Origin of the sequence: Actinomadura sp. 9N215 (genome assembly GCF_044326345.1) — a bacterium.
Taxonomy (GTDB): domain Bacteria; phylum Actinomycetota; class Actinomycetes; order Streptosporangiales; family Streptosporangiaceae; genus Spirillospora.
In genome coordinates this window covers 13258-35268 of the sequence record NZ_JBIRBA010000049.1, presented here as the reverse complement: position 1 = coordinate 35268, position 22011 = coordinate 13258, and the positions used below count along the sequence as shown (strand labels likewise).

Genomic DNA, 22011 nt, shown 5'->3' with positions numbered 1-22011 from the left:
GGTCAGTGAGGCGTTTCATGTGGGTGAGGGCGCGGCTGGCCTTGACCGCCATGACGACGCCGGGCGGGGTCAGGGGCGGCGGGGGCGGCGCGGTCGGGGGTCGGGCCGGCGCAGAGCGCGGCGTCGCAGGCGCGGTTCCGGCGGTCGGTGTCGGCGTTCTTCAAGTACGCGGCGGTGGCGGGGTGGGTGCAGTTGGATCCGATGCGGGCGGTGACGGTGCGTCCGGTGCAGCGGGGCGGGTTGCGGGCGGAGCGGCGTGCGTTGACGGCTGAGCAGGCGGAGGGGCTGCTGGGTGCGGCGCGGGGGCTGGCGGAGTCGGGGCCTGCGGTTCCCGGGCCGGCGGCGCCGGGGGCGGGTGGGGGGCGGCGGCGTCCTGATCAGCGGACGGAGTTGCGGGACGGGCTGATCGTGCTGCTGCTTGCGGCGGTGGGGCCGCGGGTGTCGGAGTTGACGGCGGCGAACGCGGAGGACTTCTTCGTCAACGGCGGGACGCGGTACTGGCGGATCTTCGGTAAGGGCGGGCGGACGCGGGACGTGCCGTTGCCGGGTCCGGTGGCGGAGGTGCTGGACGCGTATCTGGCGGAGGGCCGGGGGCGGCTGGATCGGGGGCGGGAGCCGAAGGCGCTGCTGTTGTCGTGGCGGGGGCGGCGGCTGGCGCGGGGCGATGTGCAGGGGGTGATCGACCGGGTGCTGGCGCGGGTGGAGCCGGGGCGGCGGCGGAGCGTGACGCCGCATGGGCTGCGGCATACGACGGCGACGCATCTGCTGGCGGCGGCGACGGACATGGACGCGGTGCGCCGGGTGCTGGGGCATGCGGATCTGTCGACGCTGGGGCGTTACCGGGATGAGCTTCCGGGTGAGCTGGAGGCGGCGATGCGGGTCCATCCGCTGCTGGGTCCGTTGGAGCGGCGCCGCGGCGGGTAGCCGTGGGTCAGACCCAGCCGATGTCGGAGGGTTGGGGGAAGCCGTCGTGCCACATGCCGTAGCCGATGAGCATGACGATGGCGGGCGCGAACGCGGGGATGAGGACGCGGCCGAGGGTGCGGCGGGTGTGCACGCCCCAGGCGGTGAAGGCGGTGGCGACGGCGAGGCCCATGAGGGCGGTTCCGCCTTCGAGTGAGTTGCTCGTCCAGGTGAAGGCGACGCCGAGGGCGGGGACGAGGGCGAGGTGGGCGGGCGGTGCGGGGCGGTGTGCGAGTGCGGCGGTGAGGGCGGCGGCGACGAGGGCGGTTCCGGCGTACCAGAGGTAGTGGCCTACGGCCTCGTCCCAGAGGTGGGCGACGTGGCCGGGGGTGTCGTTGCCGACGGAGTTGGCGGCGAGGTGGATGCCGTGGCCTTCGACGTAGGTGATGGCGCCGGTGAGGTAGAGGGCCCAGGTGCGGCGTCCGGCTCTGGCGGTGTGGAGTGCGGCCGCGGCGGTGAGCAGGACGGTGTAGGGGGTGAGGATGTCGATCCAGTCGGCCCATCGGGTGCGGTCGACGGTGCCGAGTCCGGCGAGGCCGAAGCCGATGTGGTGGGTGAGGCCGTAGAGGAGCGCGCTGGCGGTGAGCCAGTGCAGTGGGTGTCCGCGGCGGGGTCGGGGTGTTCGGCCGTCGGGCGGTGTTCGTGCGGCCGGGCCGGTGGGCTGCTGGCCGGGGGCCGGTTGGGTCGCGGGTGTGCCGGGTGGTGTGTCCGGGGGTGTGGACGGCATGGACGTCATGGACGCTCCCCGTGTCGTGGCGAGAGTCCATCATGGCCCGCTCGGCGGGCGGTCGTCGTGCGGGCGCGCGGTCAGGCGGGTCGGAGGGTGCGGGCGAGGGTGTAGGCCTCGGTGAGGTCGGTGCCGCGGTAGTCGAGGGCGGCGATTGCGGTGAGGTAGTGGTCGGCGTTGACGGCGACGGTGTTGGTGAGGTGGCGGAAGAGGGGTGCGTCGGATATGGAGTCGCCGTAGGCGGTGCATTCGTCGGGGGTGAGGCGGTGGCGGGCGCGGAGTTCCTCGGTGATGCGGATCTTGTCGGCGGGGGTGAGGATTCCGGTGGGGTCGAGGGCGCCGGTGAAGGGCATCGGGGGGAAGCGGGAGGCGATGACGTCGTCGAAGCCGAGGTCGAGGAGGTGGCGGGCGAAGAAGTCGGGCGACATGGTGATGACGGCGGAGTGTTCGCCGCGGGCGCGTATGTCGGCGCAGACGTCGGCGATGCCGGTGAGCCAGGTGGCGGCGGTGTAGGCGGTGGTGACGACGGCGGGGGTGAGGTCGCGCCAGAGGCGGTGGATCTCGGTGGAGAAGGCGCGGGTGTCGAGTTCGCCGGCGGCGAAGCGGGTTTCGAGGTCGTGGAGTTCGGTGCGGGTGCCGAGGTGGCGGGCGATTTCGAGGTTGGCGGTGGTGCCGGTCAGGAGGGTGCCGTCCATGTCGAAGATGTGCAGGTGTCCCACGGGTTCCGCAGTGTGGTGGACGGGTGGGCCGGGACGCGAGCCGTTTTCCGGTCAGTGGTCGTCGTGTGAGGGCCAGAGGGCGTAGGAGATGAGGACGGCGGCCCAGATGCCGAGGGGGACGGCGGGCCAGTAGAACGTCCACTCCCCTGTCCGGAGGGCTGAGGCGGCCCAGATGGCGGTCATGATGGCGGCGCCGGCGCCCCAGTAGCCCCATTCGTCGTGCCAGGCGCGTCGGTCGGCGTGGGCTCGGGCGGTGCGGCGGGCGGTTTCGGCGCGGTCGCGGGCGGTGTGGGAGGTGGGCAGGTCGGCGGTGAGGCGGTGCAGGTCGCCGCGGGTGGTGGCGGTGAGGGCCTGGTCGAGGCGGCGGTGGTGTTCGGCGGTGTCGAGGGCGCCTTCGGACAGGGCGTCGCCGAGTCGTTGGACGGTGGCGTCGCGGTCGTGGTCGGCGGCGCGGACCCGGTCGGGGTCGGGTGGGCGGCCGCGCGGCTCGTCGGCCTGCGGGAGGTCGGCGCGTGTGGTGGCGGGGTGTGGGTCGTTGTGTGGGTGGTCCATGGTGGGCTCCTTTTCTGGTCGGGTGGCGTGGTGTGTGCGCCTTGGTTCCAGGGTGGCGGGGTGCGGGGCGGGGTCGCGTCGGTCGTGGTGAGGATCCGGGTGTACATCGTTCGCAGGACGGGTGTGTGGCCCTGTCGAAAGTGGGGGGTGGTGCTTGGCTTTCGGCGGATTCGCGGGTGGTTCACGGTTTCTTAGCGTCGGGTTCATGGATGCGGTGATGGGTCTGGTGGACACGGCGGTGACGTCGCCCTGGTTCTACGTGGCGTTGTTCGTGGTCGCGGCGCTGGACGGGTTCTTCCCGGTGGTGCCGAGCGAGAGCATGGTGATCACGGGGGGTGTGTACGCGGCGTCGGGTCGGCCGGAGCTGGAGTTGGTGGTGGTGCTGGCGGCGCTGGGCGCGTTCACGGGCGATCACGTGTCGTATCTGATCGGGCGGGGTTCGCGGGGGCGGATGCGGGGGCTGCGGCCGGGGACGCGGCGTCATGCGGCGTTCGGGTGGGCGCGGCGGACGATGGCCGAGCGGGGCGGGCTGATCCTGGTCGTGGCGCGGTATGTGCCGGGCGGCCGGACGGCGGTGACGCTGACGATGGGGGCGGTGGGTTTCAGGCTGCGGTCGTTCTCGCTGTTCGCGGGGGTGGCGGCGGTGTCGTGGGGGCTGTACGGGGGGTTGCTGGGGTATGTCGGCGGGCACGCGTTCGAGGACGACCCGTTGAAGGGCGTGGCGGTCGGGATCGGGCTGGCGTTGTCGATGACGGCGGTGGTGGAGGGCGTGCGGTTCCTGCGGCACCGCCGCCGGCGGAATGCGGCGGGCGTGCCGGACGGGCGGGGCGGCCGTGGTGACGGGGATGTGGAGGTCGCCGACGGGGTGGGGCCGACGTCGGAGGTGTGACGGTCGGCGGTTCGTGTTGGTGGTGAGGTTGCCGATGGATGACCATAGGGTGAACTTCAGTGGTCCGTGTGGTGTCTCAGAGGTGTCGGGCAGGGGTCGCTTTCGAGCGTGAGGGAGAGCATGGGAGCGCCGGGTTTCAGCGCCGATCTGTACCGCGACATCACCGAGTTCGCCGAGGGCACGCCGTCGTGGGTGCATTCGGCGGCGGAGGTGGGGACCGACGGGGGGCTGCTGCTGTTCGCCGCGTTGTTCGTGGCGGGCTGGTGGCGGGCCCGGGGGCGGGACGCGCGGTCGATGGGGCTGGCGCTGGCGGCGCCGTTCGCGGTGGTGGCGGCGTATCTGGTGAGCGAGGTGTCCAAGACCCTCATCGAGGAGGAGCGGCCGTGCCGTGCGGTGGCGGGGGCGGTGCACATCGCGGCGTGCCCGTCGCCGGGCGACTGGTCGTTCCCGAGCAATCACGCGACGATCGCGGCGGCGTCGGCGTCGGCGATCGTGGTGGCGTGGCGGGCGCTGGCGCTACTAGTGCTGCCGCTGGCGGCGCTGATGGCGTTCTCGCGGGTGTTCGTGGGCGTGCATTATCCGCATGACGTGGCGGCGGGTTTCGCGGTGGGGGTCGTGGCGGCGCCGGCGGCGCTGGTGCTGGCGGCGGTGTCGCGGCGGTGGGTGGAGGTTTTGCGCGGCGTCCCGGTGGGCGCGGCGCTGCTGGGCGCGGGCCCGGTGCGGGCGCCCGGCACCGCGGACACGGCCGCGCGGCTCGGTGCCATGCCGGGGCGCGCTGCACTGCCGCCGAGTGGCACGACGCCGCAAGGTGGCGGGGTAGCGCAGGGTGGCGGGGTGCCGCAGGGTGTGCGGGTGGGTGTGGGTGTGGGTGCGGGCTCGGTGAGGTCGGGTCAGGTGCGGCAGGGCGCGGACGGGCGGGTGGAGGCGGACGGGCCGTCGGTGACGGTGCCCGAGCTGAGGAGGCCCGAGGTGACGATGCCGGACGTGAGGGGCGGTCTGACCCGCGGGCAGGGCCCACTCCCCTAGCGCGCCGCGGCCCTTAGCGCGCCGTGGCCCCGTCCGGCAGCGGCGGTCCCTGGGCGGCGACTGAACGGCGACCGAGGTGCCCGGGCGGCGGGCTGGATGCCCGGCCCGAAGCCAAGTGCAGCCGCAGGCCGGGTGCCGAGGCGGAGGCCGGTTGCCCGGGTGGGGCCGGGGGTCAGGCGCTTTCGTCGATGCCGTCGACGAGCCCGGCCTCGTAGGCGAGGACGGCGGCCTGGACGCGGTTGCGGACGTCCAGCCGGGTGAGGATCGCGCTGACGTAGGCCTTGACGGTGCCCTCCACGACGTGGAGCCGCGCCGCGATCTGGGCGTTGGACAGCCCGGCGCCCAGCAGCGCCAGGACGTCGCGTTCGCGGGGTGTGAGGCCGGCGGTGCGGCGGCGGGCGCGGGCCCCGCCCGACAGGCGGCCGCCGCCGAGTTCGGTGATGACGCGGTGGGCGACCTTCGGGGACAGGTAGGCGCCGCCGTCGGCGACGGCGCGGACCCCGGCGATGAGTTCGCGGGGGTCGCCGGACTTGAGGAGGAACCCGCTGGCGCCGCCGGACAGGGCGCGGGCGATGTACTCGTCCTCGCCGAAGGTGGTGAGCATGACGATGGCGGTGCCGGGGGCGACGCGGCGCAGTTCGGCGGCGGCGGCGAGGCCGTCGAGGCGGGGCATGCGGATGTCCAGGAGGGTGACGTCGGGGCGGTGCCGGAGGGTGAGGTCGATGGCCTCGCGGCCGTCGGCGGCCTCGGCGACCACGTCGATGCCGGGGTCGGCGGTCAGGATCGCGCGGACGCCCGCGCGGATCATCGCCTCGTCGTCGGCGAGCAGTGCCCGGATCACTCGGTGTCCTTCCGCCGGTCGGCGTCGTCGGTGTCGACGGCGCCCGGGGCGGCGTCGCGGTTTTCGGCGCTGAGTTGGGTGGTGTCGTAGGAGTCCTTGCGGGTCAGCCGGCCGTCGGTGAAGCAGAGGCGGTAGTAGCGGTTGACGCCGATGAGGTTGGCGTCGGGCCGGTAGTAGCGGCAGTCGGCGTGCGCGGGTTCGGGGACGGTGGACTCGACGACGCCGGAGCCCATCGCCTCCATGCGGGGCAGGTCGTCCTCCACGTCGGTCTGGGCGGCGCCGAGGCGCAGCGCGGCGTAGTCGGCGGGCGGGAGGACGGAGTTGAGGGTGGAGTAAATGTAGTAGCCGGCCATGATGGCGCCGAGGGCGGCCATGAGCGCGGCGGGGACGGCGATCGCGGTGATCAGGCCGCGGCGGACCTGGCGGCGTTCGCGGGCCAGGTGGCGGGCCGATTCGGAGGACCACTCCCCCGTGCCCGTGCCCGTCCCGGGGAGGCCGAGGGCTTTGCGCAGCGCGGCGCCGGCCGCAGGTGGGGCGGCCGGGTGGGTGGCGGGCGGTGTGGTGGGCAGGACGGCGGTGACGGTGAAGCCGCCCTGGGGGGTGGGGCCGGCGTGGAGGGTTCCGCCGAGGAGGCGGGCCCGTTCGGTGAGGCCGGTGAGGCCGTGCCCGCCGGACGGCAGCAGGGGCGGTTCGCCGGGCGGGGGGTCGTTGGCGACCGTCACCGTGATCACGCCGCCGCCGGTCTCGCGGCCGGTGTCGTCGTCGTGGCCGGGTTCGCGGTGGGTGAGGCGGACGGTGACGGCGGCGCCGGGGGCGTGTTTGGCGGCGTTGGTGACGGCTTCCTGGACGACGCGGTGGGCGGCGAGCGCGACCATCGGCGGCAGGTCGCCGGGGAGACCGGGCAGGTCGGGCGGGTCGGCCGGGTCGGGGTCGTCGGCGAGGTGGACGGGGACGCCGGAGGCGCGGGCCCGTTCGACGAGTTCGGGGATGCTCTCGCCGGCGGGGCGGATCGGCGCGCCCCCGCCGGGCAGGCCGCCGTCCGGCGCCCCGCCGTCCGGTGCGGGGGCGGCGTCCTCGCGCAGGACGCCGATGATCTCGCGGAGGTGCTCGGTGGCGTCGGCGGCGCCCGCGCGCAGCTGCGCGGCGGCGTCGCGGTGCCGGTCGCCGAGACCGGGGTCGACCTGCAGGGCGCCGGCGCGGACGGCGATGAGGGCGAGTTCGTGGCCGAGGGAGTCGTGCATGTCCTGGGCGATGCGGGCGCGTTCGCGGAGCCGCTCGCGTTCGGCGGTGATCCGCTGCTCGTGTTCGAGGCGTTCGGCGCGTTCCCATCCGGCGTGCAGGAGTTCCTGGTACTGGCGCCAGTAGCGGCCGACCAGCCATGGCAGGACGCCCAGCAGGACCAGCCAGACGGTGGAGGGGAACCAGCTGGTGACGTCCATGCCGCGGATGATCGCCAGGGCCGCGCCGCCGAGGGACACGGCGGCGAAGCCCCACAGCAGCGGCTGCGCACGGGTGGTGCGCAGGCCGGTCAGGTAGGCCAGGACGGGCATCGCGAAGGTGAAGTTGTCGTCCACGGAGATCAGCGCGATCGCGGTGAGCAGCGCGACGGTGGGCCAGGTGCGGCACACCGCGATCGCGGCGGCCAGGACGCCGAGACCGGCCGTCTGCAGCCACCATGACGCCCGGCCGGGGTCGGGCGGGGTGATGCCGCCGGAGGCGACGGGGAGGGCCAGGATCGCGTACAGGACGACGTCCTTGACCAGCGCGGACCGGGACGGCCGCCGGACGGCGCCGCGGACGGTGGTGCGGAGCGCGCCGGGCCGCGCGGCGCGGGCGGCGCGGGCGATGCGGGCCAGGCGGCCCGTGCGGGGGCGCGCGGGGCCGTGGACGGTGCTGGCCGGGGCGTTCACGCGTTCTACGCTACAAGCCGGTGATCTGCGGTGTTACTGACGAAAGTCAGGGACGCCGGCCGTAGCCGGGCGGACGCCGGGTGGCTGTCCTGCGGCGGCGTGGTGATCTCGGGTGGGGCCCGGGCAGGGGTACGGCTGAACTACGGTTGGCGCGTGACCGTATCGCCGGCGTCTCCGCAGCGCCGCCGCCCACGCCCGCCGCACGTCGTGCGGGCCGTGGCGGCGCGGGCGCGGCTGCCGCGCGGGCAGGCCGGCGACGCGGTGTTCGCGGTCGCGTTGATGGTCGTCACGCTGGTGATGAGCCTGCTGGCGGAGAAGCCCGGGGACCGTGCGCTGTGGCCGGGCGGGTTCGCGGTGATCGTGGTGGCGACGCTGGCGCTGGCGGTGCGGCGGCGGTATCCGGTGGCGGTGCTGGCGGTGGCGACGGTGGCGCCGCCGCTGTACTACCCGCTGGGGTATCCGGACGGGCCGATCGGGCTGGTGCTGTGGGTGGCGTTGTTCACCGCGGCGGTGGAGTGCGGGCTGGCGGTGTCGCTGGGCGCGGTGATCGTCGCGAACGCGGGGTTCCTGGTCGTGGCGCTGGCGCGCGGCGGCGAGGACGGCGGCGACCCGGAAGCGATCGTGGACGCGCGGGGCGTGGCGTCGCTGTCGCTGGTGCTGCTGCTGGCGGTGGCGCTCGGGCAGTTCGTGCGCACGCGGCACCTGCGGGCCGAGGCGGCCGAGCGGCGCGCCGTGGAGGCCGAGCGGACCCGGGAGCAGGAGGCGCGGCGCCGCGCGATCGCCGAGCGGCTGCGGATCGCGCGGGAGCTGCACGACGTGCTGGCCCACCAGATCTCGCTGATCAACGTGCAGGCGGGTGCGGCGCTGCACCGCCGCGACGATCCGGACCGGGCGTACGCGGCGCTGGAGGCGATCAAGGCGGCGAGCAAGGAGACGCTGCGGGAGCTGCGCGGGGTCTTGGGCGTGCTGCGGCAGGTCGACGCCGAGCCCGGGGACGGCGGGGGCGCGGCGGGCGGGCCGGTGGCGCCGCAGCCGTCGCTGGCGCGGGTGGGCGATCTGCTGCGGCAGACCGCAGCGGCGGGGCTGACGGTGCGCCGCGCCGGCGACCTCGCCGACCTCGCCGAAGCAGACCCGCCCGACCCCGCCGATCCCCCAGGAGCCGCCGGTGTCGGCGGAGCCGAGGGTGGCGGGGGTGCGGGGGCGTCCGGGCGTGGACGGGGTGTGGCGGCGCTCGCGGCGCTGGCGGAGTTGCCCGCGCCGGTCGGGCTGGCCGGATACCGGATCGTGCAGGAGGCGCTGACCAACGCCGTCCGGCACTCGGGCGCCGCGACGGTGACCGTCGAGGTGCGGCGGGTGCCCGGCGCGGTGATCGTGCAGATCGACGACGACGGCCCCGGCCCCGCCGCCCCGGCGGACCCCGCCGCCGCGAGCGGGCCGGGCGAGCCGGGCGAGGACGCCGGGGCGGGCGGGAACGGGCTGCGCGGCATGCGCGAGCGCGCCGCGTCCGTCGGCGGGGAGATGACGGCGGGCCCCGGCCCGGCGGGCGGGTTCCGGGTGTGGGCGCGGCTTCCGCTGGGCGGTCCCGGCGAGGAGCGGGAGCAGAGGGAGGGGATCGTGTGATCCGGGTGATGCTGGCCGACGACCAGACGCTGGTGCGCGCGGGGTTCCGGTCGATCCTCGAGGGCGAGGACGACATCGAGATCGTCGCCGAGGCCGGGGACGGGGAGCAGGCGGTGCGGCGGGCGTCCGAGCAGCGGCCCGACGTGGTGCTGATGGACATCCGGATGCCCGTCCTGGACGGCCTGGAGGCCACCCGCCGCATCATGACCGACCCGCGGCTGGACGCCGTCCGCGTCGTGATCTTGACGACGTTCGACCTGGACGACTACGTCTACGGCGCGATCAAGGCGGGGGCCAGCGGGTTCCTGGTCAAGGACACCGAGCCGCCCGAGCTGATCCACGGGGTGCGGGTGGTGGCGCGCGGCGACGCGCTGCTGGCGCCGACGGTGACGCGGCGGCTCATCGCCGAGTTCGCGTCCCGGATCACCGCGCCGCCGCCGGCGGTGGAGCTGAACTCGCTCACCGACCGGGAGCGGGAGGTGCTGGAGCTGGTCGCGGCGGGCCTGTCGAACGAGGAGATCGCGGGACGGCTCGTGCTGTCCCCCGCCACCGCCAAGACGCACGTCAGCCGGATCCTGGCCAAGCTCGGCGCGCGGGACCGGGCGCAGCTGGTGGTTCTGGCCTACGAGACGGGCATGATCCGCCCCGGATGGCTCGGCTGACCGGTCCGGCCAGGCCCCCGGGGGGCTGCAACCGGGCCGGTCACGGCGGTGTTGAACGGATGTGACGGTTACGGACGAAGCCCTGCACCAGCACCACGCCCCGCCCGCCCCCGCCGCCGGAGACCCCGCCGGGGACGCCGGCCCGCGGGACGGCGCCGACGCGGCGGCCGAGCGGGTCGTCGAGGCGCTGGCGCGGGACCTGGACACCGGGTTCGAGGCGCTCTACGAGGCGTACCGGGGCGCGGTGTTCTCGACCGCGCTGCGGCTGAGCGGGCGGTGGGCCGAGGCCGAGGACCTGTCCGCCGAGGCGTTCTTGCGCGCCTACCGGGCGCTGTGCGGGTACGGGCCGGACCGGATCGCAGGGCTGCGTCCCCGGGCGTGGCTGCTGACGATCCTGACGAACGTGTGGCGCAACAGCCTGCGGACGGCGGCGCGGCGCCCACAGCCGGGACCGCCGATCGAGGACGCCCCGGACCCGCCCGACCCGGGCGAGGGCGTGGAGGACGCGGCCGCCCGCCACGAGACCGGCCGGGAGCTGGCCGGGCTGCTGGCCGCGCTCCCGCACGCCCAGCGCGCCGCGGTCGTCCTCCGGCACGTCACCGACCTGCCCGTCGCGGAGATATCGGCGGTGATGGGCGTGCCCGAGGGCACCGTCAAGTCGCACATCTCCCGGGGCCTGGCGCGGCTGCGCGGCCTGCGCGCCGAACAGCACCGGCATCTCGATCAGCGAGGGGGTACCCGATGACCCGCACCGATCCCACCCACACAACTCCCGACCCCCCAACCGGCGAACTCGCCGCCGAGCGGCCCGGTGAGCTGGCCGGTGAGCTGGCCGGGCTGGCCGCCGACGCTCCCCCGTCCCTGCTGGACCGCATCGCGGCGCGCCGCGTCCACGTCCCGGGGCCGCTGGAGGGCCTGCAGGTCGCCTTCACCGACCACGGCGTCGCCTACCTGCGCGCCGGGCTGGACGACGCGGAGTTCGCCGCCGCGTTCCGCGCCCGGTTCGCGCGGCCGCTGCTGCCCGCCGCCCGTCCGCCCGCCGGGCTCGTGCCCGCGCTGCGCACCGGGAGGCTCGGCGGGCTGCGGCTGGACCTGCGCGGCCTGTCGGAGTTCGAGGCGGCCGTGCTGCGCGCCGCCGCGCGGATCCCGCACGGGCAGACCCGCCCGTACGCGTGGGTGGCGCGGGCGGCGGGACGTCCCAAGGCGGTCCGGGCGGTCGGGTCGGCGCTGGGCCGCAACCCCGTCCCGCTGCTGATCCCCTGCCACCGCGTCACCCGCTCGGACGGGACGCTCGGCGACTACGTGTTCGGCGCGGCCGTCAAGGAGCGGCTGCTGCGCGCCGAGGACGTCGACGTCGACGAGGCCGCCGAGCTGGCCAGCCGCGGGGTGCGGCTGATCGGCAGCGACACCACCGGGATCGTGTGCTACCCCACCTGCGGGGGCGCGCGCCGGATCACGCCCGCGCACCGGCGCGGTTTCCGGGACCTGGCCGCCGCGCGGGCCGCCGGGTACCGGCCGTGCCTGCAGTGCCGCCCCGGCGACCCCCAGCCCGCCTGACCCCCGGCCCCTCCCCTCCCCCGGCCCGCCCGGCGCATAGATCGGCGGGACGCGGGAATGGGGCGGTCCCGTCCATCCGCGGGAACGGCCCCGGCAGGGGCGGCACGACGAGGGGGGAGGCCGCCATGCGCGTCGTCGTCACCGGCGCCACCGGCAACATCGGAACCAGCACGGTCCGCGCGCTCGCCGCGGACCCGGGCGTCACCGCCGTCACCGGCCTGGCGCGCCGCGCACCCGGCTCCGCCGCCACACCGGACGGTTCGGGCGGTTCGGGCGGTTCGGGCGGCAAGGTCGAGTGGGCCGAGGCCGACGTCACCGACACCGACCTGGTCCCGCTGCTGCGCGGCGCCGACGCCGTCGTGCACCTGGCGTGGCTGTTCCAGCCCACCCACCGCCCCGCGGTGACCTGGGACGCCAACGCCGTCGGCAGCGCCCGCGTGTTCGACGCCGCCGCGCGCGCCGGGGTGCCCGCGCTGGTGTACTCCTCGTCGGTCGGCGCGTACTCGCCCGGGCCCAAGGACCGGGCGGTCGACGAGTCCTGGCCCACGCACGGCTGGCCCGGCGCCGCCTACAGCCGCGAGAAGGCCTACGTCGAGCGGCTCCTGGACGCGTTCGAGGCCTCCCACCCGGACCGCCGCGTCGTGCGGATCCGTCCCGGGTTCGTCTTCGAGCGGCAGAGCGCGGCCGAGCAGCGGCGGCTGTTCGCCGGGCCGCTGCTGCCCGGCCGGCTCGTCCGCCCGGGCCTGGTCCCCGCCGTCCCGGACCTGCCGGGGCTGCGGCTGCAGGCGCTGCACGCCGCCGACGCCGGGGAGGCGTTCCGGCTCGCCGTGACCGGCGGTGTGTCGGGCGACGCGCGTGGCGCGTTCAACATCGCCGCCGAGCCCGTCCTGGACGCCGCCGAGCTCGCCGGCATCCTCGGCGCCCGGACCGTCCGGGTCCCGGTCCGCGGGGTGCGGGCCGCGCTGGCCGCCGCGTGGGCCCTGCACCTGGTGCCCGCCTCGCCCGGCCTGTTCGACCTGGCCCTGCGGGTCCCTCTCATGGACGTCGCACGCGCCCGCGACGAGCTCGGCTGGACGCCCCGCCGCACCGCCCGCCAGGCCATCGAGGAGTTCCTGGAGGGCCTGCGCACCGGCGCAGGCCGCGACACCCCGCCGCTGTCCCCCGGGACCGGCGGCCCAGGACGCGCCCGCGAGTTCGCCACCGGCATCGGCCGCAAACCCTGACCACACACCCACCACCACTAGCCGCCGTCGCAACCAGCCGCCACCGCCCGAATCGCCGTCCGGACCTGGAGGTCATGCCCCATGCCGACGATCACCGCCGACCACCTGCACGCCCTGCTGGCCTCCGCGCACCGCGGCGCCGCGCTCGTCGTCGTCGGCGGCGAGGCGGCCGTCGTCCCCGCCGACCCCGGCCGCGGCGACGGCCCCGAGGAGGCCCTGGTCATCACCACCCGGGACGCCGTGATCGCCGAACTGGACACCGGCGCCAACCAGGAGCAGCTCGAAAGCCTCGCCCAGCGCCTGGACGTCGCCCTGGAAAGCCTCGGCGGCTGACCCGCCCCGCGGCCGCGGAAGGGTCCAGCCCCGCCATCAACGCAACGACGCGGACGAAGATGAGGGCGGTGAGGCCAGGGACGACACGGACCGGGACGGCGACGGAGCCGGGGGCGGAAGGGACGGGTGGCGGGCCAGGGCGCCCGACAGGAACAGCGTGGTCACCGACGCGCTGGCCTCGTCCACGCCCAGCCGCCGCCGCGCCACCCGCGACACCACGCCCTCCAACAGGCTGAAGTACAGCTCCGCGAGGGTGTGGACGGGCAGGTCGCGGCGGAACGTCCCGCCCGCGGCGCCGCGCTCGAACACCGCCCGCAGCGGCGCCGCGAGCTGGCGCTCCACCCGCCGCGCCTCCCTCGGCGACCGGTCGAACAGGCCCAGCGCCCGGTACCGGCTGGTCGCGGCGATCGTCGCGCGGGTCATCCGCGCGACCGCCTCCTCGACCGGCACCGTCTCCAGCCGCGCGTCGGCGAGCCGCTCGGTCAGGTCGGCCAGCGCGGCCTCGTACAGCGCGTACAGCAGCGCCTGGCGGCTGGGGAAGTACCGGTACAGCGTCGCGCGGGCGACGCCCGCGGCCTGCGCGATGTCGGTCATGCTCGCCGCCGCGCCGCGCTCGGCCAGCACCGCGGCCGCCACGTCGAGGATCCCGGCCCGCACCTGGTCGCGGAGGATCAAGCTCCTGGTCATCGCCGGGCACGCTACACCACCGCCGCGCCGCCGGGCGCCGTCCGCCGCCGCCGGAACGGCGTGTGTCGGCCCGCGGTGCCGGGCCGCGCGCAGATCTGAGATCCTGCTGCCCGGGCCGACCGCCCGCCGACGCGCCGAGCACCGGGGAGGAACCGTGCGCTACGTGCTGATGATCTGCAGCGACGAGACCGCCGGGACCGACCCCGCGGCGGCCGCCGCGACCGGCTGCGGCGGCTGGTCGCGGGAGATGGCCGGCCGCGGCGTCATCCGCGGCGGCGCCGGGCTGCGGCCCGCCGACGAGGCGACGACCGTGAAGGTCCGCGGCGGGGAGGTGCTGCTCACCGACGGTCCGTTCGCCGAGACCAAGGACCAGATCGGCGGGTTCAGCGTGATCGAATGCGGCGGCCTGGACGAGGCCGTCGAGATCGCCGCCCGGCACCCGTGGGCGGCCCTCGGCCAGATCGAGATCCGCCCGGTCCAGGAGCCGGGCGCGGACGGCCCGTGACCGCCCCGCCCGCCCGGCCCGCCGAGGACGCAGAGGATGCCGGGTCGGCGGTCGCCGCGGCGTTCCGCGCCGAGTGGGGCCAGGTCGTGGCGACGCTGATCCGCCTGACCGGCGACTGGGACCTGGCCGAGGAGTGCGCGCAGGACGCCTTCGCCGCGGCGCTGGAACGCTGGCCCGCCGGCGGCGTCCCCGACCGTCCCGGCGCGTGGCTGACCACCGCCGTCCGCAACCGCGCCCGCGACCGGCTGCGCCGCGACGCCGCCGGCGCCCGCAAACTCCGCCAGGCCGCCGCCCTCACCACCCCACCACCCGCGGAGGGCCTGGACGGCCCGGACGGCGCCGGCGAGTTCGGCGACGACCGGCTCCGCCTCACGTTCACCTGCTGCCATCCCGCGCTGCGGCTGGACGCCCAGGTCGCCCTCACCCTGCGGACCCTCGCCGGGCTCGGCACCGCCGAGATCGCCCGCGCGTTCCTGGTCCCCGAGCCGACGATGTCCAAGCGCCTCACCCGCGCCAAGAACAAGATCCGCGACGCGGGGATCCCGTTCCGGGTGCCGCCGCCCGCCGAACTCCCCGGCCGCACCGCCGCCGTCCTCGGCGTGCTGTACCTGCTGTTCAACGAGGGCTACGGCGCCACCGGCGGGGACGCGCTGCAGCGCCGCGCCCTGTGCGGCGAGGCGATCGGCCTGGCGCGGCTGCTGACCGCGCTGATGCCCGCCGAGGCCGAGGCGCGCGGGCTGCTGGCGCTGATGCTGCTGCACGACGCCCGCGCCGCCGGCCGCGTCGACGCCGACGGCGTCCTGGTCACCCTGGAGCGCCAGGACCGCGCCCGCTGGGACCGCGCCGGGATCGCCGAGGGCGTCGCGCTGCCTGGAGGACGCCCTCGCGCCCGCCCCGCACCGGCCGCCGCCCGGCCCCTACCAGGTGCAGGCCGCCATCGCCGCCTGCCACGCCACCGCCCGCACCGCCGCCGACACCGACTGGGCCCAGATCGCCGTCCTGTACGAGCGGCTCGCGCGGCTCGTGCCGTCGGCGGTCGTGCGGCTGAACCGGGCGGTCGCCGTCAGGTTGGCCCGCGGGCCCGCCGCCGGCCTGGCCCTGGTCGACGACCTGGACCGCACCGGCGACCTGGACGGCTACCACCTGCTGCCCGCGACCCGCGCCGACCTGCTGCGCCGCCTGGACCGCCGCGCCGAGGCCGCCTACCGCCGCGCCCTGGACCTGGCCGCCAACGACGCCGACCGCCGCTACCTGACCCGCCGCCTCCACGACCTCACCGAGGTCGGCGAGCGCGCCTGAAGCGCGCTTGACAGGGGAACCGGCGCGGCGGGTGTCCGTGCCGCCGCGTCCCGTTCGTCGGTGGGACGACGAACGGCCGCGGGCACGCCGCGGCCGCCACCAGGGAAGGAACCTCTCATGGAAACCGTGATCTCCAGGGACGGCACCCGCATCGCCTGCGAACGCACCGGCGCCGGGCCCGTCCTCGTCTACGTCGGCGGCGCCCTCAACGACCGCGGCTCCGGCGCCGCGCTGGCCGGGCTGCTCGCACCGCGCCACACCGTCCTCACCTACGACCGGCGGGGCCGCGGCGGCAGCGGCGACACCCCGCCCTACGCCGTCGAACGCGAGATCGAGGACCTGGCCGCGGTGATCGACGCCGCCGGCGGGTCCGCCGCGGTGTACGGGATCTCGTCGGGCGCGGCGCTGGCGCTGCGCGCCGCCGCGCACGGCCTGCCCGTCACCCGGCTCGCGGTGTTCGAGCCGCCGTTCACCCCCGCCGACGACGACCGGCTCGCACGGGCCCGCGCCTACAACGCCGAGCTGACCCGGCTGCTGTCCGGCGGCCCGGACGGGCCGCGCCGCGGCGACGCGGTGGCGCTGTTCATGACCCACGTCGGCGTGCCGCCGGAGATGGTCGGCCAGCTGCGCGGCGCGCCGATGTGGCCCGCGCTGGAGGCGCTCGCGCCGTCCCTGGCGCACGACTCGGCGGTCATGGACGACGCGGCCACCGGCGGCGCCATGCCCGCGGACGTGGTCGCGCGGGTCGCCGTGCCCGTGCTCGTCCTGGACGGCGGCGCCAGCCCCGCCTGGATGCGCGACACCGCGCGCCGCCTGGCCGCCGCCCTGCCCGACGGGACGCACCGCACCCTGGACGGCCAGACCCACGACGTCTCCGCCGACGCCCTCGCACCCGTCCTCGCCGACTTCCTCGCCACCTGACCCCGGCGCCTCAGGACGGGCGGCGGCCCGGTGCGCACGGCCCGTCCGCCCGTCCGCGGCCCAGGGACCAGAGAAGGCGGGCGCGGGATGGGGACGAGGCGGGTTATGGGGTGACGGGGACCTCGACGTAGCCGGGGGCGCCGCGCCGCAGCGACGCGCGCCCCGCGGTGACCTGCGCCGCCCACGCCTCGAACCCGTCCAGGTCCGCGACCGGGACCGGCACGTCGGCCTCCACGTCCCGCCCGTAGCGGACGTCGCCGGGCCGGGCGCCCCGCGCGTGGAGATCGCCGAGGAACCGTCCCGCCAGCGCGTGCTCCACCCCGACCGTGACCGTCACCACCGGGCACAGCTCCACCACCCCGACCGCGTCGACGGCGCCGGCGACCGCCTGCCCGTAGGCGCGGACCAGCCCGCCCGCGCCGAGCTTCACCCCGCCGAAATAGCGGGTGACGACCGCGACGGTGCCGGTCAGGCCGCGCCGCACCAGCACCTCCAGCATCGGGATCCCGGCCGTGCCCGCGGGCTCGCCGTCGTCGCTGCTCTTGGTGATCTCGCCGTGCTCGCCGACCACGTAGGCGGTGCAGTTGTGCGTGGCGTCGCGGTGCGCCCGCCGGTGCCGGTCCAGGAACCGGACCGCCTCGTCCTGCCCGGCGGCGCGGGCGAGCGTGCAGACGAACCGCGACCGGCGGATCTCCAGCTCGCGGGACCCCGCCTGTTTGATCGTGCGCATGGCCGCACCGAGTCTACGGCGTTTGACACCGCCGTCCTCGCGCGGCCACCGTGGGGGGATGGACACGCTGGACGAGCTGTACCGGCGGTGGCTGTTCGAGGTGTGGACCGGCGACTTCGCCGTCGCCGAGCAGATCCTCACCCCCGGCTTCACCGGGCACTGGCCGAACCTGGAGGTGCACGGGCCCGCGGAGGCCGCCGAGCAGGTCCGCCGCTCCCACGAGTACTTCACCGGCGTCCGCACCACCCTGGACGTCGGCCCGGTCGTCGGCGACGGCATGGTCGCCGCCGGATGGACCTTCCACGGCGACTACCGCGGCGGCGTCCCCGGCGCCACCGCCGCGCCCGGCACCCGGGTGTCGTTCTCCGGGCAGGACATCTTCCGCGCCGAGGACGGCCGGTTCGCCGAGTACTGGGTGGTGTCGGACGCCATGGGCCTGATGACCGCGCTCGGCGCCGTCCGCTGACCGACCCCGCCGCGCGATCAGCCCGCCGCGCGCAGTCGCCCGGTGCTTGGTACCCGGTGCCCCGGCTCCCGGGCGGGCGGCGGGCGGCGGGCGGCGGGTCAGACCAGGTCGACGAGGTCGGCGATGGACGCGACGACGCGGTGCGGCCGGAACGGGAACCGGGCGATCTCGTCCTTGCCGGTCACGCCGGTCAGCACCAGGATCGTCTCCAGCCCGGCCTCGACCCCGGCGACGATGTCGGTGTCCATCCGGTCGCCGACCATCGCGGTGCGCTCGCTGTGCCCGCCGACCACGTTCAGCGCCGTCCGCATCATCAGCGGGTTCGGCTTGCCGACGAAGTACGGGTCCACCCCCGTCGCGCGGGTGATCATCGCGGCGACCGCGCCGCACGCCGGCAGCGACCCCTCCGGGGACGGGCCGACCGGGTCGGGGTTGGTCGCCACGAACCGCGCGCCGCCCTCGATCAGCCGGATCGCCCGGGTGATCTGGGAGAAGCTGTAGGTGCGGGTCTCGCCGAGCACCACGTAGTCGGGGTCGATGTCGGTCAGCACGAAGTCCGACTCGTGCAGCGCCGTCGTCAGCCCCGCCTCCCCGATCACGTACGCCGACCCCGCGGGCCGCTGGTCGGCGAGGAACTTCGCGGTCGCCAGCGCCGACGTCCAGATCGACTCGGCCGGCACCCGCAGCCCCGCCGCCGCCAGCCGCGCCGACAGGTCCCGGCGGGTGTAGATCGAGTTGTTGGTCAGCACCAGGAACGGCTTGCCGGACGCCGACAGCCGCCGGATGAACTCCTCGGCGCCGGGCACCGGACGGCCCTCGTGGACCAGCACACCGTCCATGTCCGACAGCCAGTAGTCGATCGGCCCGCGCTCGCTCATGCCCCCATTGTCGCAGCCGGAGATCTTCCCCGGGCCGCCGCACGGACCCCCGCCGGACCGCACACCGGACCCCACGAGGCCCGGCCCGGCCCCGGCCCCGGCGGAGACCGGCGCGAGTATCGTGATCTTGTGACCGTCAACGATCCGCGCGCCGGCACCGGCATCCGCCAGGACGATCCGCCCGGCCTGGCCCCCGGCCCCGGCTACAGCCATGTGATCAGCGTCGACGTCCCGGGCCGGCTGGTCGTCGTCAGCGGCCAGATCGCGCTGGACGCCGCCGGGAACCTCGTCGGCGCCGGGGATCTGGAGGCCCAGACCCGGCAGGTGTTCGCCAACCTGCAGGCCGCGCTCACCGGCGCCGGCGCCGGATGGGAGCACGTCGTGCGGCTCGGGTACTTCCTGCGCGACGCGGGCGGCGTCGGCGTGGTCCGCGCGGTGCGCGCCGAGTTCGTCCCCGAGGGCGTCGCGCCCGCCGCGTCGCTGATCGAGGTGTCCCGCCTCGTCCGCGACGACCTGCTGATCGAGATCGAGGCCCTCGCCGTCGTCCCCGCCGCCGGACGCCCCGCCTGACCGCACCCGCCTGCTGACCGGGTCTCGCCCGCTGACCGAGCCCGCTGACCGAGCCCGTCGGCCGTGCCAGCTGTTCGCGTGTGTCCGCCGGGCCGCATGCGAAACGGGGCGTCCAGGGGACGGATCCCCGGGACGCCCCGCCGCACGTTCGGGCTCCGGCGCTGCGACGCCGGCGCACACGGCGCCGGCGCCCGGACGGAGCCGGCCCCCGGCCGGCCCCTCAGACGATCGTCAGACGTTGACGCCGAAGTCGGACGCGATGCCCGACAGGCCCGAGGCGTACCCCTGGCCCACCGCGCGGAACTTCCACTCCTCGCCGCTGCGGTACAGCTCGCCGAACACCATCGCGGTCTCGGTCGAGGCGTCCTCCGACAGGTCGTAGCGCGCGATCTCGCTGTTGTCGGCCTGGTTCACCACCCGGATGAACGCGTTGCGGACCTGCCCGAAGTTCTGCTGGCGGCCGTCCGCGTCGTAGATCGACACCGGGAACACGATCTTGGCGATCTCGGCCGGGACCGTCGACAGGCTGACCTTGATCTGCTCGTCGTCGCCCTCGCCCTCACCGGTGAGGTTGTCGCCGGTGTGCTCCACCGAGCCGTCGGGGCTCTTGAGGTTGTTGAAGAAAACGAAGTGCTGGTCCGACAGCACCTTGTTCTCCGCCGAGCACACCAGCGCGCTGGCGTCCAGGTCGAAGTCGGTCCCGGTCGTGGTCCGCACATCCCAGCCCAGACCGACCACGACGGCGGTCAGTCCTGGAGCCTCCTTGGTCAGCGAGACATTGCCGCCCTTGCTCAGACTGACTCCCACTGTGTCTACCTCCGTATCGGCCCGTGCGGGCTTGTTGTCACCCGCGCGTGTTCGTCTGTCTAACGAGAACGGTAGCCACATCGCGCGGGTTCCCCCGCCTCCTTGGCAAACTCACGGCGTGGCGTGCGGTTTCTTCGCCGGTTCCGGGGCCTGTTTCCGCCTGCCGCCCGTCCGGTGGACGCCCCGCGGACCGCCCCGCGGACGGCCCCGAAGGCCACTGGAGCGCCGGGAGGGGCCGCGGGGCCCGGTCAGGGGGCGGTGAGGAACGCGGTCGGGGCGGTGACCGGGGCGGGCAGCTCGAACGCGGCGGCCAGCGCGCCCGCGCGGGGGGCCAGTTCGTCGCAGGCCCGCCGCCGCGCCGCCCACACCTCGTCCAGGAACCCCGGCGGCGCCGCGCCCTCGTTGAGCAGGTCGGCGGCGCGGCGCTCCAGCATGTTCAGGGCGTGCAGGCCCAGCACGGGCCGCAGCTCCGCCGGGCCCGACTCGGCGGCGGCGCAGACGATCTCCAGCACGATCCGGTCGGCGCAGGCGGATGCCGTCCGCGCCGCCAGGGCCAGGTTGCCGTTCCACGCCGTGAACGGGTCCTGCCGGTGTCCGTCGCCGCCGCCGCGGGCGGCGGTGACGCGCGCGGCGAGCCGGTCTCGCATGCGCCGCTCGGCGTCGCGGGCCAGGAACAGCCACACGCCCGGGGACGCCAGGTCGCCGCCGTCGGGCGGGCCCGCCCCCGGGTCGGGCGGGGCGTAGCGGTCCAGGTCGGCCATCGCGCGGGCGGTGTCGTAGAGGATCAGCTCGTTGTCGCCGCCGGCGTTCTGGTAGGCGTGCGCCAGGCCCCGGTAGGCGTTGAGGCGCTCGACGGCGGCGAACCCGGGCGCGCCGCTGTGCACCCGGCACGCCGACACCGTCTCCTGCGCCTGGACGGTCGCGGCCGCCTTCAGCAGCGCCAGGTCCCGGTCGACCGCCGACCACGGCGCCCACGCCGTCTCCGGCCCGCCCCCGGCGGCGGGGCCCGCGTCGGCGGCGGTGCGGGCGGTCTTGACGTGCCCGGCGACGGCGGTGAGCGCGTACCCGGCCGCCAGCGCGCCCAGCACCGCCTCCTGCTGGTTGCGGTAGTCGGTCAGCGGGCGCCGCGGCGCCAGCCGCCCGAGTGTGGCACGGCCCGCCGAGTGCGCCAGCAGCGTCCCCGCCGACGCCCGCGTGATCGCCGCGCACGCGGAGATCACGGCCCGCCACACCGCCGGGGCGATGCCCATCGAGCGGGTCAGCCGCGCCGCCGCCGACCCGGCCGGGTCGTGGAAGGACCCGCCGGCGCCGATGGACGCCCCGTCGCGCAGCCACGCCCCGTAGGGCACGGGCAGGTCGTCCAGCAGCACGGCGGCGTAGTCGACCCGCAGCCCGGTCGTCTCCGGCGCGTCCACGACCCGCACGCCCGGCGCGACCTCGCCGCCCGGCCCCCGCAGCGGCACGACGAACACGAACACGCCGCGCTCGGCGCCGCCGTGCACGAGCGTGGCGTACACGGCGGCGGTCTTGGGGACGGTCGGGTGGGCGGTGCTGGTGGGGAACTTGGCGGCCTGCGCGTCCGGGGTGGTCAGCACGAACCCGCCCGTCGCGGGGTCGTGGCGGGCGATGGTGCGCGGCGACAGGTGGCTGTTGCTGCGCCCGGCCTCGGTCATCAGCAGGGTCCCGAACGAGTCCATCGAGGCGAGCGCGTCCCGCGCCTCCCGGACCCCCCGGCCCTCGGCGCCCTCACCCGCGGCGAGCTGGGCGGCGCCGAACCGCAGGATCGGGCCGAGCGCCAGGGTGTAGTGCAGCAGCATCACGTGGAACAGCGCCGGGTCGGCGATCGCGGCGCGCTCCAGCAGCGCGCACAGCGCGGGCGGGTCGTCCAGCAGCTCGGCCGCGGGCGGCGCGGCCAGGCCCGCGTGCCGCAGCCGCGCGTAGGTCAGGGCCTGGTGGTCGCGGGCGGTGAGCCCGCCGGGGTAGGCGAAGAACTCGTCCGGGACGGCCTCGGCGAGCCGCGCCCGGGTCCCGGCGTCCGGCGACGCGCCGCGCACGAAGCCGAGCAGGCCCTCGTCGGGGACGGCTGCGGTGAAGGTCTCCACGGCGATCGATCCTTTCCTCGGCCC

Annotated in this window: 24 protein-coding genes; 14 read left to right on the top strand and 10 right to left on the bottom strand. The window is 76.1% G+C overall.

The window, feature by feature from the left end; genetic code table 11:
• Positions 1–147 precede the first annotated feature (147 nt).
• Positions 148–924 carry a tyrosine-type recombinase/integrase gene (locus ACH34T_RS43095; protein ID WP_396026807.1) on the top strand — a complete coding sequence of 259 codons (777 nt, stop codon included), beginning with the start codon at positions 148–150 and terminating at the stop codon, positions 922–924.
• A 7-nt stretch (positions 925–931) separates the two neighbouring features.
• Here the strand turns inward: ACH34T_RS43095 and ACH34T_RS43090 are convergent, their stop codons facing one another.
• The 3 genes from ACH34T_RS43090 to ACH34T_RS43080 form a co-directional block, all read right to left on the bottom strand.
• Positions 932–1699, bottom strand: coding sequence for a hypothetical protein (locus ACH34T_RS43090; protein ID WP_396026806.1), 768 nt, complete (start codon positions 1697–1699; stop codon positions 932–934).
• Positions 1700–1770: 71 nt separating this feature from the next.
• On the bottom strand, positions 1771–2409 hold the full coding sequence (locus ACH34T_RS43085) for an HAD family hydrolase (RefSeq protein WP_396026805.1): 639 nt from the start codon (positions 2407–2409) through the stop codon (positions 1771–1773).
• 51 nt (positions 2410–2460) lie between these two features.
• The gene (locus ACH34T_RS43080; protein ID WP_396026804.1) at positions 2461–2961 is read right to left on the bottom strand and encodes a DUF1707 domain-containing protein; all 501 of its coding nucleotides are present in this window, start codon (positions 2959–2961) and stop codon (positions 2461–2463) included.
• A 205-nt stretch (positions 2962–3166) separates the two neighbouring features.
• Here ACH34T_RS43080 and ACH34T_RS43075 point away from each other — a divergent pair, with 205 nt between their 5' ends.
• Together ACH34T_RS43075 and ACH34T_RS43070 are read left to right on the top strand one after the other, a co-directional pair.
• Positions 3167–3850 (top strand): DedA family protein, encoded by a 684-nt coding sequence (locus ACH34T_RS43075; protein ID WP_396026803.1) that lies wholly within the window; start codon positions 3167–3169, stop codon positions 3848–3850.
• A gap of 120 nt (positions 3851–3970) precedes the next feature.
• The gene (locus ACH34T_RS43070; RefSeq protein WP_396026802.1) at positions 3971–4876 is read left to right on the top strand and encodes a phosphatase PAP2 family protein; all 906 of its coding nucleotides are present in this window, start codon (positions 3971–3973) and stop codon (positions 4874–4876) included.
• Positions 4877–5048: 172 nt separating this feature from the next.
• On the opposite strand, the gene ACH34T_RS43065 is transcribed toward ACH34T_RS43070, so the two are convergent.
• Together ACH34T_RS43065 and ACH34T_RS43060 are read right to left on the bottom strand one after the other, a co-directional pair.
• A complete protein-coding gene (locus ACH34T_RS43065) occupies positions 5049–5717 on the bottom strand; it encodes a response regulator (RefSeq protein WP_396026801.1) in 669 nt (222 codons plus the stop codon).
• On the bottom strand, positions 5714–7627 hold the full coding sequence (locus ACH34T_RS43060; RefSeq protein WP_396026800.1) for a sensor histidine kinase: 1914 nt from the start codon (positions 7625–7627) through the stop codon (positions 5714–5716). Before ACH34T_RS43060 ends, ACH34T_RS43065 begins: the two co-directional genes overlap by 4 nt.
• 153 nt (positions 7628–7780) lie before the next feature.
• Between ACH34T_RS43060 and ACH34T_RS43055 the strand changes: the two genes are divergently transcribed.
• From ACH34T_RS43055 to ACH34T_RS43030, 6 genes are all read left to right on the top strand, one after another.
• The gene (locus ACH34T_RS43055) at positions 7781–9247 is read left to right on the top strand and encodes a sensor histidine kinase (RefSeq protein ID WP_396026799.1); all 1467 of its coding nucleotides are present in this window, start codon (positions 7781–7783) and stop codon (positions 9245–9247) included.
• Positions 9244–9909, top strand: a complete 666-nt coding sequence (locus ACH34T_RS43050) for a response regulator (protein WP_396026798.1) — start codon at positions 9244–9246, stop codon at positions 9907–9909. The genes ACH34T_RS43055 and ACH34T_RS43050 overlap by 4 nt, the downstream gene beginning before the upstream one ends.
• A gap of 61 nt (positions 9910–9970) precedes the next feature.
• Entirely contained in the window at positions 9971–10654 is a 684-nt protein-coding gene (locus tag ACH34T_RS43045) for an RNA polymerase sigma factor (RefSeq protein ID WP_396026797.1), read from the top strand.
• Positions 10651–11466, top strand: coding sequence for a methylated-DNA--[protein]-cysteine S-methyltransferase (locus ACH34T_RS43040; RefSeq protein ID WP_396026796.1), 816 nt, complete (start codon positions 10651–10653; stop codon positions 11464–11466). Before ACH34T_RS43045 ends, ACH34T_RS43040 begins: the two co-directional genes overlap by 4 nt.
• Before the next feature lie 125 nt (positions 11467–11591).
• The gene (locus ACH34T_RS43035; RefSeq protein WP_396026795.1) at positions 11592–12689 is read left to right on the top strand and encodes an NAD-dependent epimerase/dehydratase family protein; all 1098 of its coding nucleotides are present in this window, start codon (positions 11592–11594) and stop codon (positions 12687–12689) included.
• 81 nt (positions 12690–12770) lie between these two features.
• Entirely contained in the window at positions 12771–13022 is a 252-nt protein-coding gene (locus tag ACH34T_RS43030; RefSeq protein ID WP_396026794.1) for a hypothetical protein, read from the top strand.
• A 36-nt stretch (positions 13023–13058) separates the two neighbouring features.
• Here the strand turns inward: ACH34T_RS43030 and ACH34T_RS43025 are convergent, their stop codons facing one another.
• Complete coding sequence (locus tag ACH34T_RS43025) at positions 13059–13709, bottom strand: TetR/AcrR family transcriptional regulator (RefSeq protein WP_396026793.1); 651 nt, start codon at positions 13707–13709, stop codon at positions 13059–13061.
• Between the two features lie 154 nt (positions 13710–13863).
• Here ACH34T_RS43025 and ACH34T_RS43020 point away from each other — a divergent pair, with 154 nt between their 5' ends.
• The 3 genes from ACH34T_RS43020 to ACH34T_RS43010 all read left to right on the top strand — a co-directional run bounded on the left by ACH34T_RS43020 (position 13864) and on the right by ACH34T_RS43010 (position 16434).
• Positions 13864–14214 (top strand): YciI family protein, encoded by a 351-nt coding sequence (locus ACH34T_RS43020; protein WP_396026792.1) that lies wholly within the window; start codon positions 13864–13866, stop codon positions 14212–14214.
• A complete protein-coding gene (locus ACH34T_RS43015; RefSeq protein WP_396026791.1) occupies positions 14211–15524 on the top strand; it encodes an RNA polymerase sigma factor in 1314 nt (437 codons plus the stop codon). Before ACH34T_RS43020 ends, ACH34T_RS43015 begins: the two co-directional genes overlap by 4 nt.
• Before the next feature lie 106 nt (positions 15525–15630).
• Positions 15631–16434, top strand: a complete 804-nt coding sequence (locus ACH34T_RS43010) for an alpha/beta fold hydrolase (protein WP_396026790.1) — start codon at positions 15631–15633, stop codon at positions 16432–16434.
• A 103-nt stretch (positions 16435–16537) separates the two neighbouring features.
• Here ACH34T_RS43010 and ACH34T_RS43005 read toward each other — a convergent pair whose 3' ends face one another.
• Positions 16538–17164: an IMPACT family protein gene (locus tag ACH34T_RS43005; protein WP_396026789.1), complete on the bottom strand. Its 627-nt coding sequence runs from the start codon at positions 17162–17164 to the stop codon at positions 16538–16540.
• 58 nt (positions 17165–17222) lie between these two features.
• On the opposite strand from ACH34T_RS43005, the gene ACH34T_RS43000 reads away from it, so the two are divergent.
• A complete protein-coding gene (locus tag ACH34T_RS43000) occupies positions 17223–17630 on the top strand; it encodes an ester cyclase (protein WP_396026788.1) in 408 nt (135 codons plus the stop codon).
• Positions 17631–17728: 98 nt separating this feature from the next.
• Here ACH34T_RS43000 and ACH34T_RS42995 read toward each other — a convergent pair whose 3' ends face one another.
• Entirely contained in the window at positions 17729–18508 is a 780-nt protein-coding gene (locus ACH34T_RS42995; RefSeq protein WP_396026787.1) for an HAD-IIA family hydrolase, read from the bottom strand.
• A 129-nt stretch (positions 18509–18637) separates the two neighbouring features.
• Between ACH34T_RS42995 and ACH34T_RS42990 the strand changes: the two genes are divergently transcribed.
• Entirely contained in the window at positions 18638–19078 is a 441-nt protein-coding gene (locus ACH34T_RS42990) for a RidA family protein (protein WP_396026786.1), read from the top strand.
• A gap of 231 nt (positions 19079–19309) precedes the next feature.
• On the opposite strand, the gene ACH34T_RS42985 is transcribed toward ACH34T_RS42990, so the two are convergent.
• The gene (locus tag ACH34T_RS42985; protein ID WP_138650437.1) at positions 19310–19885 is read right to left on the bottom strand and encodes a TerD family protein; all 576 of its coding nucleotides are present in this window, start codon (positions 19883–19885) and stop codon (positions 19310–19312) included.
• A gap of 248 nt (positions 19886–20133) precedes the next feature.
• The gene (locus ACH34T_RS42980; RefSeq protein ID WP_396026785.1) at positions 20134–21987 is read right to left on the bottom strand and encodes an acyl-CoA dehydrogenase; all 1854 of its coding nucleotides are present in this window, start codon (positions 21985–21987) and stop codon (positions 20134–20136) included.
• Positions 21988–22011: the final 24 nt, after the last annotated feature.

Coding starts and splice junctions, on each gene's coding strand:
- ACH34T_RS43075 (WP_396026803.1), top strand. CDS start 3,167: ATGGATGCGGTGATGGGTCTGGTGGACACGGCGGTGACGTCGCCCTGG.
- ACH34T_RS43035 (WP_396026795.1), top strand. CDS start 11,592: ATGCGCGTCGTCGTCACCGGCGCCACCGGCAACATCGGAACCAGCACG.
- ACH34T_RS43005 (WP_396026789.1), bottom strand. CDS start 17,164: ATGCGCACGATCAAACAGGCGGGGTCCCGCGAGCTGGAGATCCGCCGG.
- ACH34T_RS43070 (WP_396026802.1), top strand. CDS start 3,971: ATGGGAGCGCCGGGTTTCAGCGCCGATCTGTACCGCGACATCACCGAG.
- ACH34T_RS43025 (WP_396026793.1), bottom strand. CDS start 13,709: ATGACCAGGAGCTTGATCCTCCGCGACCAGGTGCGGGCCGGGATCCTC.
- ACH34T_RS43090 (WP_396026806.1), bottom strand. CDS start 1,699: ATGACGTCCATGCCGTCCACACCCCCGGACACACCACCCGGCACACCC.
- ACH34T_RS43030 (WP_396026794.1), top strand. CDS start 12,771: ATGCCGACGATCACCGCCGACCACCTGCACGCCCTGCTGGCCTCCGCG.
- ACH34T_RS42995 (WP_396026787.1), bottom strand. CDS start 18,508: ATGAGCGAGCGCGGGCCGATCGACTACTGGCTGTCGGACATGGACGGT.
- ACH34T_RS43080 (WP_396026804.1), bottom strand. CDS start 2,961: ATGGACCACCCACACAACGACCCACACCCCGCCACCACACGCGCCGAC.
- ACH34T_RS43000 (WP_396026788.1), top strand. CDS start 17,223: ATGGACACGCTGGACGAGCTGTACCGGCGGTGGCTGTTCGAGGTGTGG.
- ACH34T_RS43040 (WP_396026796.1), top strand. CDS start 10,651: ATGACCCGCACCGATCCCACCCACACAACTCCCGACCCCCCAACCGGC.
- ACH34T_RS43010 (WP_396026790.1), top strand. CDS start 15,631: ATGGAAACCGTGATCTCCAGGGACGGCACCCGCATCGCCTGCGAACGC.